11 protein-coding genes are annotated in these 16,334 nt (G+C 71.6%); 8 read left to right on the forward strand and 3 right to left on the reverse strand.

Translation table 11 applies throughout. From position 1 onward, the window contains the following. The first annotated feature begins 162 nt into the window (after positions 1-162). From HDA43_RS03190 to HDA43_RS03200, 3 genes are all read left to right on the forward strand, one after another. Positions 163-486, forward strand: a complete 324-nt coding sequence (locus HDA43_RS03190; protein ID WP_179818221.1) for a hypothetical protein — start codon at positions 163-165, stop codon at positions 484-486. 796 nt (positions 487-1,282) lie between these two features. Then, a complete protein-coding gene (locus tag HDA43_RS03195) occupies positions 1,283-2,569 on the forward strand; it encodes a CE1 family esterase (RefSeq protein WP_179818222.1) in 1,287 nt (428 codons plus the stop codon). Positions 2,570-2,693: 124 nt separating this feature from the next. Then, positions 2,694-4,268 carry a cellulose binding domain-containing protein gene (locus HDA43_RS03200; protein WP_312873376.1) on the forward strand — a complete coding sequence of 525 codons (1,575 nt, stop codon included), beginning with the start codon at positions 2,694-2,696 and terminating at the stop codon, positions 4,266-4,268. An 80-nt stretch (positions 4,269-4,348) separates the two neighbouring features. Here the strand turns inward: HDA43_RS03200 and HDA43_RS03205 are convergent, their stop codons facing one another. Continuing rightward, positions 4,349-7,093, reverse strand: a complete 2,745-nt coding sequence (locus HDA43_RS03205; protein WP_179818223.1) for a beta-L-arabinofuranosidase domain-containing protein — start codon at positions 7,091-7,093, stop codon at positions 4,349-4,351. A 954-nt stretch (positions 7,094-8,047) separates the two neighbouring features. Here HDA43_RS03205 and HDA43_RS03210 point away from each other — a divergent pair. From HDA43_RS03210 to HDA43_RS03225, 4 genes are all read left to right on the forward strand, one after another. After that, positions 8,048-9,808 (forward strand): family 43 glycosylhydrolase, encoded by a 1,761-nt coding sequence (locus tag HDA43_RS03210; protein ID WP_179818224.1) that lies wholly within the window; start codon positions 8,048-8,050, stop codon positions 9,806-9,808. 336 nt (positions 9,809-10,144) lie between these two features. Then, entirely contained in the window at positions 10,145-11,215 is a 1,071-nt protein-coding gene (locus HDA43_RS03215) for a cellulose binding domain-containing protein (RefSeq protein ID WP_312872947.1), read from the forward strand. Between the two features lie 38 nt (positions 11,216-11,253). Continuing rightward, positions 11,254-13,257, forward strand: a complete 2,004-nt coding sequence (locus tag HDA43_RS03220) for a family 43 glycosylhydrolase (RefSeq protein ID WP_179818225.1) — start codon at positions 11,254-11,256, stop codon at positions 13,255-13,257. 229 nt (positions 13,258-13,486) lie between these two features. Beyond that, on the forward strand, positions 13,487-14,053 hold the full coding sequence (locus tag HDA43_RS03225; RefSeq protein WP_179818226.1) for a hypothetical protein: 567 nt from the start codon (positions 13,487-13,489) through the stop codon (positions 14,051-14,053). 310 nt (positions 14,054-14,363) lie between these two features. Here the strand turns inward: HDA43_RS03225 and HDA43_RS03230 are convergent, their stop codons facing one another. Beyond that, positions 14,364-14,867: a DinB family protein gene (locus tag HDA43_RS03230; protein ID WP_179818227.1), complete on the reverse strand. Its 504-nt coding sequence runs from the start codon at positions 14,865-14,867 to the stop codon at positions 14,364-14,366. Between the two features lie 41 nt (positions 14,868-14,908). After that, on the reverse strand, positions 14,909-15,535 hold the full coding sequence (locus HDA43_RS03235) for a class I SAM-dependent methyltransferase (RefSeq protein WP_179818228.1): 627 nt from the start codon (positions 15,533-15,535) through the stop codon (positions 14,909-14,911). 87 nt (positions 15,536-15,622) lie between these two features. Here HDA43_RS03235 and HDA43_RS03240 point away from each other — a divergent pair, with 87 nt between their 5' ends. Beyond that, positions 15,623-16,231, forward strand: coding sequence for a helix-turn-helix domain-containing protein (locus HDA43_RS03240; RefSeq protein ID WP_179818229.1), 609 nt, complete (start codon positions 15,623-15,625; stop codon positions 16,229-16,231). The last annotated feature ends 103 nt before the right edge of the window (positions 16,232-16,334 follow it).

The raw sequence follows: 16,334 nt of genomic DNA on the forward strand, positions 1-16,334 counted from the left end.
GGTCGCGACGGCGGGGTCCGGGCACGGCCACCGGCCGCGGGGGCCGCCGCCCGGCGCCGGACGTCCACGGCCGCCCCGGCCGGGCGCCGCCCGCCCTCTCCGGCGCCGTCCCGGATTCGATCATCGCCGTACGGCCGACGCCGTTCAACCTTCCTGCGGCGCGTGCTGACGCCCGGCGGCCGGCTGATCGTGTCCGTCAACCACCCCTTCGCCGACTACCTGTCAGGCGGTCCCGGCACCGACTACTTCGCGACCCGCCAGACCTTCGACGAATGGACCCTCGGCGGGCACACCGCCCTGCTGGGCTTCTGGAGCCGGCCACTGCACGCGATGACCGACGCCTTCACCGCGGCCGGCTTCCGGATCTCCGTCATCAGCGAGCCGTTCCCCGCGCAGGGCGCCCACGAACTGTTCCCCGACGTCTTCGCGGACAGGCCCTCGGGGGCCTTCCTGTGCTTCCTGTTCTTCGTGCTCCAGGCCGACTGACGCCGTAGCAGACCACGTTCACCCGCCGGCGGGTGCTCCCGCCTCACTCCGATACGATGCTCCAATCACTGTTAGCGCTAACAAGTCACCCGCGAGCCCGGTCCTCCTTCGTTCGGAGCGTGTGGTGGTGATGCCGGGGAGCAAACACGACGCGGGACGGCCCCGTCAAGGGCCGCCGCCCCTCTCCCCCACCGCCCTCCCGGCCCACCGGGCGGGTCCCGCCCACTCCCACCAGGCGGAACCCGATCACACACGAGGCGCGGCGGATGAAACTTTCACGGAATCACCCCGCGACGACCGGATGACCGCCCGCCGGAGGGCGCCCTCCGATGAGGGGGCGGAAGCCCTCGTCATCCGAACGGCCCGTCACCGCGGGCCGGGGTGACAGGCCCATCCGTTCCGTCGAAGCGCTTCCATCGCGGCCTTGACAGGTTTCGTCGAGGTTTCCACACTCAGTCCGAAATGGCCCTCTTGCCGGAGTCGGTGGTGACCGGCAGGGGGCGCCGGTCGCGACGCCGTCCGCGCCGCACCGGTATGGACCGGGCCGCGAGTCCGCCGGGCCGGGCTTCCTCGCATTCTCATGAACGCCGATGACGGTGCCGGCCGATCCAGGCCTTCCGCGGTCGGCGTCACCACCGCGCGGCCGTGGCCGCCGCGTCCCCCTGAGGTGTGGACGAACACGTCCGCACCACTCCGCACCGCGTCGTCCACCGCCTCACCGGGCGGCCGGCGCCTCCCCCTGTGACCGACCCCCATCGACGCACGCCGGCGTCCGGCCGGCAGAGAGAGCCACACGATGTCGAAACGCAGATCCCCCTTCGTCGCCCTGGCGGTCGCGGCACTCGCCGTCCTGGTCGCGAGCGGCCCGGCGCTGAGCTCCGCCATCGCCGGGACCCCCATGCGCGCGGCCGGCACCCTCGCGGCGACCGCCGGATGCGGCAAGGCCCCCGGGCTGGCGAGCGGCACGCACACGATCCAGAGCGGCGGCAAGAACCGCAGCTACATCCTGCGGGTCCCCGACGGCTACGACAGCGGCCACCCCTACCGGCTGATCTTCGGCTTCCACTGGCTGGGCGGCACCGCCACCGACGTCGCCACCGGCCAGACCGTGCAGCGGGACGTCTGGTCCTACTACGGGCTCCAGCGTCTGGCGAACAACAGCGCGATCTTCGTCGCGCCCCAGGGACTCAACAACGGCTGGGCCAACTCGGGCGGCGAGGACCTGACCCTCGTCGACGACCTGGTCCGGCAGATCGAGGGCGCCCTCTGCGTCGACACCTCGCAGCTGTTCGCCACCGGCTTCAGCTATGGCGGCGCCATGTCGTACGCGATCGCCTGCGCCAGGGCGAGCGTCTTCCGCGCGGTCGCGGTGCAGTCCGGCGGAGTCCTCAGCGGCTGCGACGGCGGCTCCCAGCCCATCGCGTACATGGGAATCCACGGCCTGCGGGACGGCGTGCTCAACATCTCCGGCGGACGGTCGATGCGCGACAGGTTCGTCAGGAACAACGGCTGCGCCGCCCAGAACCCGCCCGAGCCGGCGCAGGGCGGCCTGACGCACCGGGTCACCGCCTACTCGGGGTGCCGGGCCGGGTACCCGGTCGTGTGGGCCGCGTTCGACGAGGGCCACATCGCCGCCCCGCAGGACGGGGCCCCCGGCGACAGCGGTTCCCGGACCTGGGTCCCCGCGGAGGTCTGGAAGTTCTTCACCCAGTTCCAGAGCACCACCACGCCGCCGCCCTCGACGCCTTCGCCGAGCGTCACGCCGACCACCTCGCCGTCTCCGATCGGGGGCGCGTGCTCGGCGACCATCGAGACGACCAACAGCTGGCCGGGCGGGTTCCAGTCGACGGTCACGGTCCGCGCGGGCAGCGCGCCGGTCAACGGCTGGACCGTGAAGTGGACCTGGCCGGGCGGGCAGACGATCAGCAGCCTGTGGAGCGGCACGCACACCGTGTCCGGCCCCGCCGTGACCGTCCGCAACGCCCCCTACAACGGCTCCATCGAGGCCGGATCCTCCACCACCTTCGGCTTCACCGCCGACGGCGCCGCGGCCACCCCGACCGCCACCTGCACCAGCCCCTGACCCATCGCCCACGCGCGGCGGCCGGCGCCACCTCACCGGCGCCGGCCGCCCTCGGCCCGAAGCGGTGATCCGGCCGCTTTCATCGGATGTCCGTCGCTCACCTCAGGGAGGATCCTTGCGCAAGGTGGGAGCTCTACTCGCCGCCGGCGTTCTCGCGGGCGGCCTGGTCGCCCTGCAGGACCAGGCCGACGCCCTGGAGAACGGCGTGGCACGCACGCCGCCCATGGGCTGGAACAGCTGGAACGCGTTCGGCTGCAACATCAACGAGACGCTGATCAAGCAGATGGCCGACGCGATCGTCGGCTCCGGCCTGCGGGACCTGGGCTACAGGTACGTCGTGGTCGACGACTGCTGGTTCGACCCGGCCCGCGACTCGGCGGGGAACCTGCGGGGCGACCCGTCGCGGTTCCCCGGCGGGATGAAGGCCCTCGGCGACTACCTGCACGCCAGGGGGCTGAAGTTCGGCATCTACCAGGTGCCGGTGGACAAGACCTGCGCGCAGTACTTCGGCGGCTACCCGGGCGCGACCGGCAGCCAGGGACACGAGGTCCAGGACGCCAGGCAGTTCGCCGCCTGGGGCGTGGACTACCTGAAGTACGACTGGTGCTCCCCCGGCGGCACCATCGACGACCAGGTCCGGACGTTCGCGAAGATGCGCGACGCGCTGGCGGCGACCGGGCGGCAGATCGTCTACAGCATCAACCCCAACAGCATCCACGCCAAGACGGGACCGCAGCGCGACTGGGGCGACGTCGCCAACATGTGGCGGACCACCGAGGACATCACCAACAGGTGGGACACCGGCCAGACCAACGGGTATCCGATGGGCATCCAGAACATCGTCGATGTCACCGTCCCGCTCGCGTCGTACGCCAGGCCGGGGGCGTTCAACGACCCGGACATGATGGAGGTCGGCCGGGGCGGCATGACCGACATCGAGATGCGCAGCCACTTCGCCCTCTGGGCGGTCATGGCCTCGCCCCTGATCGCCGGGAACGACCTGCGCTCCATGGACCCGGCGACGGCGGCCATCCTGAGGAACCAGAACCTGATCGCCGTCAATCAGGACCCGCTCGCCCTGCAGGCCCGCCAGATCAGCAACGACGGGACCCGGCGGGTGCTGGCCAAGCGGCTCGCCAACGGCGACGTCGCGGTCGCCCTGTTCAACCAGGGCGGCGGCACCGCCACGGTCGGCACCACCGCGTCCGCGATCGGCCTGCAGGGCGGGTCGTTCACCCTGCGCGACGCGTGGACGAACGCCGTCAGCGGCAGCACCGGCGTCATCTCGGCCAGTGTGCCGCCGCACGGCACCGTCGTGTACCGGGTCAGCGGCGGCGCGAGCCCGTCGGCGACCCCCACGGTGACTCCGACGGCGACCCCGACGCCGGGCGGGCAGGACGGGTGCACGGCGGCGTACCGGCTGGCCGGCGACTGGGGCTCCGGCTTCCAGGGTGAGGTGACCGTCCGCAACACCGGGTCGGCCCCGCTCAACGGCTGGACCGTGAAGATGACGCTGCCCGGCGGACAGACGATCACGAACCTGTGGAACGGCGTGAACACCGGCACCGGCGGCACGGTCACCGTCAGGAACGCCCCCTACAACGGCACCGTCGCCGGCAACGGGTCGGCGACGTTCGGCTTCACCGCCGACGGCAGCGGGTCGGCCGCGCCCACCGGCATGACCTGCACGAGCCCGTAGCGGAACGCGAGGCGAGCGTACGGCCGCCGGGACCGCGAGAGCCCGCGGCCGTACGCGGGCTCTCGCGGCCGTACCGTGGGCTAGAGGAACCGCCACAGGTGGTCGTTCGCCCCGTCGTCGTCGGCGAGCACGACCTGGGCGCCCTGGGCGGTGGAGCCGCCGCTGACGCCGAGGACCCGGCCGCCGTTGGCGCACTGGATGCGGAAACACCCGTTGGATCCGTACCGCAGCCGCCACCGGTGGTCGGCGCTGCCGTTGTCGGCCCACTGGAGCACCCGGGCGCCGGAGGCCGTGCTCGCGTTCTCCACGCCGAGCACCCTGCCGCTGTTGGAGTTGCGCAGGCGCAGGTAGCCGCCGGAGTCCACGACGGCGGTCCACAGGTGGTCGGCGGTGCCCGTGTCGCCCCACTGGATCACCGAGCCGCCGTCGGCGGTGGACATGTCCTGTACGCCCAGCACCAGGCCGCTCGCCAGGTTCTGGATGCGCCGGGCCCCGTTCGGCACGAACCGCCACTGGTTGTCGGGGCCGCCGTTGTCGGAGTCCTGTACGGCCTGGGCCCCGTTGGCGGTCGAGCCGCCCTGGATGCCGAGCAGCTTGCCGCTGTTGACGTTGCGGATCCTGTGGGAGCCGTCGCCGGCGTCGATGAGGGTCCAGCGGTGGTCGGCGGTGCCGTTGTCGGCCCACTGCAGGACGCGGGCGTTGTCGGCGGTGGACATGTTCTCCACGCCGAGCACCTTGCCGCTGTTGACGTTGCGGAGCCGTACGGCGCCGCCGTCCACGATGATCTCCCAGTCGTGGTCGGCGGTGCCGTTGTCGGTCCACTGCAGCGCCAGGCCGCCGTCGGCGGTGGACATGTTCTGGACGCCCAGCGCGAGGCCGCTGGCCGCGTTGAGCAGGCGGTAGCTCGCGCCTCCGCCCGTGTCGCCGCCTGCCCTGACGTTCCAGTAGACGGTGTAGTTGTGCCCGTGGGCGTCGTAGAACGGGCCGAGGTCGACCGGCGCTCCGTTCGCGCCGGCCGTGAACGCCAGGGCCGTGGCGCTGGTCCGGTTGATCGACGCGGTGTTCAGGGTGGGCGGCGCCGACAGAGAGGTGTCGCCGTAGTTCCCGGAGAGGACCACCGGGCCGTACGTGATCGCCGCCACGCCGACGTTGTCGTTGGCGGGCTTCGTGACCACCCGCATGGGCAGGCGCACGGTGACGGTGTCGCCGGAGCTCCAGGAGCGGGTGAGGACGGCGTACGTCCCGGGGGTGGTGTCCACGTTCTGCTGGGCGCCGTTGACGCTGATCGTGGCGCCGGTGGTCCAGGCGGGGATGCGGACGCGCATCGTCCACGACCCGCCGGCGTTGCCGGTGATCTGCAGGGTGGTGGTGTCGCTCACCGGGAAGGACGTCGTCTGGGTGACCGTGATGCCGCGCTGGGTCCAGTTCAGCGTCGACGGGGCGAACAGGTTCACCGTCAGCGTGGTGCCGTTGTGGAAGTAGATGGAGTCCATCAGCGCGGTGTTGACCTCCACCCCCGTGCCCTGGCAGCACCAGAAGGAGGTGTAGTCGGTGCTGTAGGTGCCGCCGCCCCACGCCGGGCCCACGCCGCGGCGGCCACCCGGTTTGAGCGGGGTGAAGTAGGTGACGTGCCCGTGGCCGTCGGCCGGGTTCTGCGCGCCGAGGATGTGGTTGAACAGCGCCTGCTCGTAGAAGTCGAAGTACGCCGCCCGGTTCGGGTCCAGCAGCCACAGCTCGCGGGTCAGCTTGAGCATGTTGTAGCTGTTGCAGTGCTCGCAGGTGTCGTTGGTGAGATACCCGGCGATGGCGTTGGGGGCCCGGAAGTGCTCGGCCTGGCTGTTGCCGCCGATCACGTAGGTGTGCGCGCCGACCGTGATGTTCCAGGCGTTGGCGGCGATGTCCCGGTAGCGGGCGGCGCCGGTCGCCTTGTACGCGCGGGCCGCGCCGATCCACTTGGGCACCTGGGTGTTGGCGTGCAGGCCGTTGAGCCGGTCCTGGCCGGCCGCCAGCGGGTCGAAGACGGCCGCGTGGTCGAACCGCTGGGCGGCGATCAGCCAGCGGGTGTCGCCGGTCTGCTGGTACAGGTCGGCCAGCACCGCGTTCATGCCGCCGAACTCGGTGCCCAGCATGGCCTGCATCTGGGCGGCGGTCAGCCTGCCCGTCCGCTGGTCGACCCAGCCGGCGAGCGCCAGCAGCACGTCGCGGGCCTGGGTGCCGCCGATGAGGCGCCACACGTCGAGCAGGCCGGCCATGGTCTTGTGGACGCAGTAGTACGGCACGTTGCCGTTGCTCAGCGTGCGGGCCTCGAGCGCGGTGAAGTCGGACTCGGGGAACCCGGACAGGTAGCCGGTGCCGAAGCCGGCGGCGGCGTTGTTGGCCTGGCACCTGGCCAGCTCGGCGACCATGCGGGTGGCCTTGTCCCGGCAGACGGTGTCGCCGAGCACCGCGTAGGCCTGGGCCCACGCGGTGAGGAAGTGCCCCTGCACGTGGGTGCGGAACGGGAACGAGGGGGCGTCCCAGCCACCGTTGGCGGCGGCGCCGCCGGTGGACAGCCGGTGGTTGGCGCGGAAGTTGTACAGCAGCCGTTCGACGTCGACGAACCGCAGGTAGGACAGTGTCCGGTTCTGGTTGTCCATCCAGCGGCCGGCCGTCAGCCGTACCTGTCCGAGGTCGAACGGGTAGGCCGACACGCCGATGTCGGGTCGCGCCGGGGCGACCGCGGCGCGGGCCGCGGCGGTGCCGACGGCCTGGCCGGCGGTGGAGGCGACGACGGCGACGCCGGCGGCCTGGAGCAGCCGGCGGCGGCTGAGGGGCGTGGATGACACGTGGGTCTCCTGGGAAGTGGGGGGTCGGACGGACGCGGGCAGGAAGCGGCCATGCGGAACGGACCTGGCGGCATGCCGGATTCGCGGTTCGTCCCGCGTCCACGGGCGTGAGGCGCGACGGGTGGGCGATGAGCCGGCCCGGGCCGGCGAGCGGGCGTTTCCCGTCGCCGGGGGGCGGGCGCGAGGTGGGCGCCGTCCGCGGTCCCGGCGGCATGCGCGGCGTGGCTCCGGCGGTCCACGGTGTGCGGGATCGACACCGGCGGACCGCGGCGCGGGGTCGTCACATGTCGGGAAACGGCCGGATCACATCGATCCAGCCGGAAAGACGCCGCGCGCCGAAGCGCTCCTGCCGTTCCACCGCCGACCCGGCAGGAGGCCGGCTGGGAGTCAGTTTCGAAACCATTCCGGAGCTTGTCAAGACTTCCTTCCAGGCTCCCGGGTACGGCTTCGCCGGGAGAGGCGCGCCCGAGCCGGCCCGGTGGGCGCGCCTCCTCGGCGACCCGCGCTCGCCGCGCGAGCCGCCCGTCCGTGAAAGTTTCATTCCCCGCGTGAGCGCCCCGGCGTGACCGCGCCCAGCAAGAAGACCCGGACCGCGATCGGCGGGGATGGGGAACGGGCACCGGGGCTTGACAGGTTCAACGGCCTCGTATTTGCTCCGCGACACCACCGCCACCAACCGACGACACCCCAGGAAGGGCTGGCTCCGATAATTATGTTAACGCTAACATTCACCGGTCCGCCCCTGTAGGACGGACCGGTCCCCCGGTGGCTCCGGCCCGGAAGGGCCTCACCACGGCGGCCCTCGCCTCGGCCGCCGACCGGCGGGACGTCACCTCCCGCGCCGCCCCCGGCCCGTCACCCCTCAGGTCCGTCACCGATCGAGAGCCGTTCCCGGGAGGACGGCGCACCGGGGTGACGGCTCCCGTGAGCGACCACCCCCCGAAGAGGAGACCCATGCGAATCGCACGTCCGGGTCCGAGCGGGATCCCGTCCAGGCGCGGACTCGCCTGGATCATGAGCCTGCTCTCCGTCATGATGCTGCTTCCGGCCGCCGCCGCCAGGGCGGACAACCCGATCGTCCAGACCGTCTACACCGCCGACCCGGCGCCGCTGGTGCACAACGGCCGGGTCTACCTCTACACCGGCCACGACGAGGACGGTTCGACGTACTTCACCATGAAGGAGTGGCGGGTCTGGTCGTCGGCGGACATGGTCAACTGGACCGACCACGGCTCCCCGCTGAGCGTGTCGAGCTTCAGCTGGGCCAGCGCGGACGCGTGGGCGGGCCAGGCGATCCACCGGAACGGCAGGTTCTACTGGTACGTGCCCACGAAGAACCGGGCGACCGGCAGGATGGCCATCGGCGTGGCGGTGTCCGACAGCCCCACCGGGCCCTTCAAGGACGCCATCGGACGCCCGCTGGTGGAGAACGGCGAGATCGACCCCACCGTCTTCGTCGACGACAACGGTCAGGCCTACCTGTACTGGGGCAACCCCAACCTGTGGTACGTGAAGCTGAACGCCGACATGACCTCGTACTCCGGCAGCCCGACGAAGATCCCCCTGACCACCGCGGGGTTCGGCACCCGCACCGGTGACGCGAACCGTCCGACCCTGTTCGAAGAGGCGCCCTGGGTCTACAAGCGGGGCGGCCTGTACTACAACGTGTTCGCCGCGAAGTGCTGCTCCGAGTTCATCGCCTACTCGACGGCCCCCGGCCCCACCGGGCCGTGGACCTACCGGGGCACGATCATGCCCACCCAGGGCGGCAGCTTCACCAACCACGCCGGCGTCATCGACTTCGCCGGAAACTCGTACTTCTTCTACCACAACGGCGCGTTGCCGGGCGGCGGCGGCTTCACCCGCTCGGTCGCCGTGGAGAGGTTCGCCTACAACGCCGACGGCACGATCCCGACGATCAACATGACCGCGACCGGGGCGCCGCAGGTGGGCACGCTGAACCCGTACGTCCGGCAGGAGGCGGAGACGATCGCCTGGGAGTCCGGCGTGGAGACGGAGCCCTCCAGCGGGGGCGGGATGAACGTCGGATACATCGAGAACGGCGACCACATCAAGGTCAAGGGCGTCGCCTTCGGCGCCGGAGCGAAGACCTTCACCGCGCGGGTCGCCTCGGGGTCCGGCGGCGGGAGGATCGAGCTTCGCCTGGACGGCGTCAACGGCACCCTGGCCGGTACGTGCACCGTCCCGGGCACCGGCGGCTGGCAGTCCTGGACGACCGTGTCCTGCGGGGTGAACGGCGCGACGGGCACCCACGACCTGTACTTCAGGTACACCGGCGGGAGCGGCTACCTGTTCAACGTGGACTGGTGGCAGTTCGGCTCCGACGGGCCGACGGCCGCGCCCACCCCCGCACCGACGATCACGCCCACGGTCACCCCGACGGCCACGCCCACCCCCGGCGGCGCCTGCGACGCCACCTACCGCACCACCGGCTCGTGGTCCGGCGGCTACCAGGGCGAGGTCACGGTGACGGCCGGCGCCTCGGCGATCGACGGCTGGACCGTCAGGTGGAACCTGGGCGGCGGCCAGACCGTCAGCCAGGTCTGGGGCGGCACGCTGAGCACCACCGGTTCGGCCGTGTCGGTGAGCAACGCCTCGTACAACGGCTCGCTCCAGCCGTCCGCCTCCACGACGTTCGGCTTCCTCGCCGGCGGCGCGCCGTCGGCGCCGTCCCTCACCTGCGCCGCCTCCTGAGGGCGGCGGGGCGGTGATCCGCGCGCGTCCGGGCCACCGGACGGTACGGATGACCGCGCACGCCCCGCCGTACCACCCCCGCGACCCGTACCCGCCGGACGAGCCGGCCCCGCGTACGTGAGCGATGACACCCCATGGCCCGTCCCGCACCCCCCGGGAGCACTCATGAAGATCACACGCCTCCGGCGCCCGGCCGGCGCCGGAACCACCGCCGCGGCCGGCGCGCCGGCCCCAGGCCGGGACGCCGCCGGCCGGACCGACCGGCCTCACCGGAACGCGGAAGGAGGACCGGCCGCGCGTGCGCGGAGACGCCCGTGGGCCGCGACGCTGTCGGCCGTGGCCCTGGCGGCGACGGCCGCGGCGCTGAGCCCGGTGGCGGGTACGGGCACCGCCGCCGCGGAGTCGAACGGCGGGGTGCGGGTCATGCCGCTGGGCGATTCGATCACCGAAGGCACCCAGGTGCCGGGCGGCTACCGGATCGGCCTGTGGCAGCGCCTGGCCGCCGGCCGCTACACGATCGACTTCGTCGGATCGCAGTACAACGGGCCGGCCGGTCTGGGCGACCACGACCACGAGGGACATCCCGGTTGGCGGATCGACCAGATCGACGCCAACGTCACCGGCTGGCTGCGCACCCACACCCCCCGCACGGTGCTGCTGCACATCGGCACCAACGACGTCCTGCAGAACTACAACGTCTCCTCGGCGCCGTCCCGGCTGTCGGCGCTGATCGACCACATCACCGCGGCCGCGCCGAACGCGGAGGTGTTCGTCGCGACGATCATCCCGCTGTCGAACTCCGGCCAGGAGGCCGCCGCCCGCACCTTCAACGCCGCGATCCCCGGGATCGTGCGGTCCAAGGTGAACAGCGGCAGGCGCGTCCACCTGGTCGACATGCACGGCAGGCTGACCACGGCCGACCTGATCGACGGCGTCCACCCCACCGCGACCGGCTACGACAAGATGGCCGCCGCCTGGTACCAGGCCCTCCAGTCGGTCCCCGGCAGCATCGGCCAGGACCCCGGCCCGTCGCCCTCTCCGTCGGTGACCCCCTCGCCCAGCGCCACCCCGACGCCCTCCGGTGAACCGGGCGCCTGCCGGGTCGGCGTCACCGTCAACGCCTGGAACACCGGGCTGACCGACAACCTCGTCATCACCAACACCGGATCATCGCCGATCAACGGCTGGTCCCTGGCCTTCACCCTCCCCGGCGGCCAGACCGTCACCGGCGGATGGAATGCCACCTACACCCCTGCCGGCGGCCGGATCACGGCCAGGAACGTCACCTACAACGCCTCCCTGGCACCCGGAGCCTCCACCGAGATCGGCTTCCAGGCCACCCACACCGGCGACACCGGCAAACCCACCGCGTTCACCCTCAACGGAGCCGCCTGCACCCTCTCCTGACGCATCGCCCGACGACCCCCACCTCCCAGGAGACATCAATGCGCTTCAGCCGACATCGGCGCCGGCTCGCGGCCGCGATCGCGGTGGCGCTCGGCGCCCTCGGAATCGCGACGGCCGGCTCCTCCCACGCCGCCGCGGGCTGCCGGGTCACCTACACCGTGACCAACGAATGGTCCGGCGGTTTCGGAGCCAACGTGACGATCGACAACCTCGGTGACCCGGTCAACGACTGGAAGCTGACCTGGTCGTTCCCCGCCGGGCAGACCGTCGCCCAGCTGTGGAACGGCACCCACGTCCAGTCCGGCGCCCAGGTCACCGTGACCAACGCCGAGTACAACGGCACGATCGCGACCGGCGGCAGCGCGTCGTTCGGCTTCAACGGCACCTGGACCTCGTCCAACCCGGCGCCGGCGAGCTTCGCGCTGAACGGCACCGTCTGCGGCGGCACCGTCAGCCCCTCGCCCAGCACCAGCCCCAGCACCGGCCCCTCGCCGAGCACCAGCCCGTCGACCGGTCCCACGAGCGGGCCGTGGCCGCCGTCGCCGACGTTCTCCAACCCGGTGCTGTGGCAGGACCTGGCCGACATCGACGTCTTCCGGGTCGACGACACCTACTACTACTCGGCCTCCACGATGCACTACTCGCCCGGCGCGCCGATCCTGCGCTCCTACGACCTGGTCGACTGGGAGTACGCCGGCCACTCGGTGCCCAGGCTGGACTTCGGGTCGAAGTACGACCTGAACGGCGGGCGCGCGTACGTCAACGGGATCTGGGCGTCGTTCCTGAACTACCGGAAGAGCAACAGGACCTTCTACTGGGGCGGCTGCGTCGACTTCAGCAAGACCTACATCTACACCGCCACCTCCGCCGAGGGCCCGTGGAACCGGCACACCACGATCGACAAGTGCTACTACGACGCCGGGCTGCTGGTCGACGACAACGACACGATGTACGTCGCCTACGGCAACACCCAGATCAGCGTGGCCCAGCTGTCGGCCGACGGGAAGACCGAGGTCCGCAGCCAGCAGGTGTTCTCCACGCCGTCCAGCGTGGGCACGCTGGAGGGGTCGCGGATGTACAGGCGCAACGGCGCCTACTACATCTTCCTGACCCGCCCGGCCAACGGCCAGTACGTGCTGAAGTCCACCAACGGCCCGTTCGGCCCGTACGAGATGCGCCAGGTGCTGCTCAACATGCCCGGCCCGGTCTCCGGCGGCGGCGTGCCGCACCAGGGCGGGCTGGTGCAGACCCAGAACGGCGCCTGGTACTACCTGGCCTTCCAGGACGCCTACCCCGGCGGGCGGATCCCCGTACTGGCGCCGATCACCTGGACCTCCGACGGCTGGCCGACCGTGCAGACCGTGAACGGCGCCTGGGGCGGCTCCTACCCCTACCCCAACGTGCCGCGCCCGCCGCGGCAGGTGAAGTCCCCCACCGGGACCGACACCTTCGCCGGCACCCGGCTCGGCCCGGAGTGGGAGTGGAACCACAACCCCGACACCACCAGGTACAGCGTCGGCGACGGGCTGCGGCTGCAGACCGCCACGGTGACCAACGACCTGTACTCGGCCCGCAACACCCTCACCCACCGCATCCTGGGCCCGTCCTCGACGGCGACGATCCAGCTGGACCACTCGGCGATGCGCGACGGTGACCGGGCCGGGCTGGCGATGTTCCGCGACTCCTCGGCCTGGATCGGCGTCAGACGCGACAACGGCCAGACCCGCCTGGTCGTGACCAACAACCTGACCATGAACGGCAGCTGGCAGACCACCTCCACCGGCACCGAGGTCGCCTCCACCGCTGTCTCCGGCGGGCGGATCTGGCTGCGGGTCAACGCCGACATCCGGCCCGGCAGCGGCCGGCAGGCGAGGTTCTCCTACAGCACCGACGGGGTGAACTTCACCTCCTTCGGGCCGGCCTTCACGATGGGCAACGCCTGGCAGTTCTTCATGGGCTACCGCTACGCCGTCTTCAACTACGCCACCCAGTCGCTCGGCGGCGCGGTCACCGTCAACCGGTTCGACCTGACCACGCCCTGACACCATCGCCCACGGCGGCCCCCGGAGGGCGCGCACCGCGCCCTCCGGGGGCCGCCGGCCCTTGCCGGTGTGAACCCGGTGGCGTACCGCCGCCGGGCCTGCCGGCGCCGCCGTCCTCACGCGGCGGGGAGGGGCGGCACGATGACCGTTCGCCTCCTTCTGTACCGCTGAGACGACCGGTTGGCGATCTGCGGCGAACTTTCCCGGCCGGGCGGCACTCCAATACGGCATGAACAACGGTCACAGAGGAAACCGCAAGCACAAGCTGGTCCGGCTGGGACGCCCGGTCATCGCGGCGGCGCTCGCCGCGGGCATGGCACTGACCGGCGTCACGGCGGCGAGCGCCGCCGCGACGTCCGCCGGCGCGGCCACCGACGCCACCACCGGTGCGAGCGGCAGGTTCGGCCCGTACGGCTACGGAGGCGTGCGGCTCGGGATGACCCTCAAGCAGGCCGAGGGGACCCGCAAGATCGTAAAGAAGCTCAGCGCGGGTCAGTGCTCGGGCTGGGATCTCAAGGCGCACCCGACCGGCCGCGACGGGGTGGGCCTCCACATCTCCAAGAAGCTGGGGGTCGCCCTCATCCAAGCGCCCAAGGGCGTCGAGACACCCGAGGGCATCAAGGTCGGCTCCACCATGAAGCAGGTCAAGAAGGCCTACCCCCGGCTCGACACCACGGGCAACTACCCCGTCGCCGGCGTTCCCGGCAACCCGAAGGCCCTGTACTACTTCCTGTCGAACCGAGGCAAGGTCTACGAGTTGGCTCTGGCCCTGAAGAACCAGGACTGCACCAACTAGGCCCGGCCGGTCTCGCGGAACCCCTCACACGGCCGGCGGGTTCCGCGAGGGGTTCCGCGAACGGCGACCTGCACGAGCACGGCCGTCCGGCGCGGGCCCGCCGGTCCCGCGGAACCGACCGTTCATGAGAACAGGAACGGTCACCGGCGTCACGCACGGCTGCTTCGCGGTCGGTCGCACCGGCCCGAGCGGAGGACCTGCCGGAGGGCCGGGTGCGGGAGGAGGCGCACCATCGTCGCCGAGACCGGCCGCATCCATGACCCGCGGATCATCGAATCGAAGATCTGTGACCGGTCGAGCGCCCTCGGGGTCAGCGCCCGGTCGCGCCGTCGATCAGTTCGCGGAGGATGTCCGCGTGGCCCGCGTGACGGCCGGTCTCCTCGATCATGTGGGTGAGGGCCCAGCGGATGCTGGGAGCGGGGCGTTCCGGCCGCGGTCGACGAGGGATCGGCGCACCGAGATCGGTGCACCCGTCGAGCACCTGGTTCGCCAGTTCGACCGTCTCCCGGTAACGGGCGAGGACATCGGCCACGCTGTCGGTCGGTGCGGCCTGGAACGTCGCCGGCCAGTCGGTGACGTCGTCCCCGAGGAACATCGAGCGTTCGACGAAGGTCAGGTGGTTGAGCAGGCCGAGCAGGTTCGTGCCCGACGGCACCGCGGCTGTTCGCACCTGTGGTTCGGGGGCGCCGTCGACCTTCGCGGCGACCGAGTTCCGGAGGTAGTCGAGGAATCCGCGCAGGGTCTCGGTCTCGCCGCCTCCGGTCCGGGGCGGCGGGGTGTCACCGCGGCGGTTGCGGCGTGTGGAGCCGGGCACAGTGGTCTCCCTTCTTCATCGGGGTGGCGCCGGTCGCCGTGTCAGGCGGTGCGGCGGATGAGCAGGACATGGTCGGTGACCTCGGCGGTGCGCCCGCCCGGTCCGGTCGCGATCCGGCGGGGTGCGTCGGCCCGCTCGACCGTCCACGTCGCCGGGTCCAGGTCGATGCCCGCGGCGACCTCCCGCGGGCTCGGGTACCGGACGTCGGGACCCTGGTTCCACGACCACGGCGCGGCCGAGCCGTGGTCGACGACCAGCAGCCGCCCACCCCGGCGCAGCGCGTGCGCGGCGGAGCGCAGGACGGTCGCCCTGTCCAGGTCGAAGGGGGTGTGCAGGTAGTGGGCGCAGATCAGGTCGAATCCGCCCCGTGGGAAGGACTCGTGCAGGTCATGCCGCTGGGCGATGACCCGGTCGCCCAGGCCGCGTGAGCGGGCGAGGTCTGTGAGCCGCTCGACCGCCACGGCCGAGATGTCGGCGGCGGTGACGCGCCACCCCTGGCCGGCGAGCCACAGCGCGTCGCCGCCGTCGCCGCATCCGAGGTCCAACGCGTCGCCGGGCGGCAGGCCCTCGACCGTCTCGGTGAGACGCGCGTTCGGCTGCGGGTCGCCGGCCGCCGGCCGGGCCGCGTAGAGGTCGTCCCAGAACGTGACCGCATCGGTGGTGCTCATCAAGACTCCTTCTGTCGGGATGCGCTCAGTCTCACCAGGCGTACCGCGTTCTGGCACGGAAACTTGCGGTTCTGGCAAGATGGCCTCGTGGATCGCAGGACGGACGACGACGTGCTCGACGCGGTGGGGCCGCGGCTTCGTGCGCTGCGTCGTGACCGCGGCATCACCCTCGCCGCCCTCGCGGCGACGACCGGCGTCTCGGAGAGCACCCTTTCCCGGCTGGAGAGCGGGCGGCGCCGGGCGACCCTGGAGTTGCTGCTGCCGCTGGCCCGTACCTACGACGTTCCGCTGGACGACCTGGTCGGCGCCCCGCACACCGGCGACCCCCGGATACACCTCAAGCCGATGAGACGGTTCGGGATGACCTTCGTGCCCCTGTCCCGGCGGCCGGGCGGGATACACGCGTTCAAGATGATCATCCCCGCCCGGCCGGAACCCCTCGAACCGACTCCGCAGACCCACGAAGGCTTCGAATGGCTGTACGTGCTCAGCGGTCACCTGCGACTCGTGCTCGGCGAGCGCGACCTGACGTTGCCGCCCGGTGAGGCGGCCGAGTTCGACACGTCCCTGCCGCACTGGCTGGGCAGCGCCGACGGCGGCGTGGTCGAGCTTCTCATCCTGTTCGGCCCGCAAGGGGTGCGTTCGCACGTACGCGCCGGCCCTCATCGGTCATCTCACGGCGGGAGCCGGCGGTGAGTTCGGCCGGAGACTCCGCATCCGCTCTTGGTGACGTCCAGGTGAAACAACAGAAGAGCCACAATTCCCAATCTTGGGAATTGTGGCTCTGACCTGCCCTAAT

The sequence above is a fragment of the Streptosporangium sandarakinum genome (assembly GCF_013409935.1).
GTDB classification, from domain to species: domain Bacteria; phylum Actinomycetota; class Actinomycetes; order Streptosporangiales; family Streptosporangiaceae; genus Streptosporangium; species Streptosporangium nondiastaticum.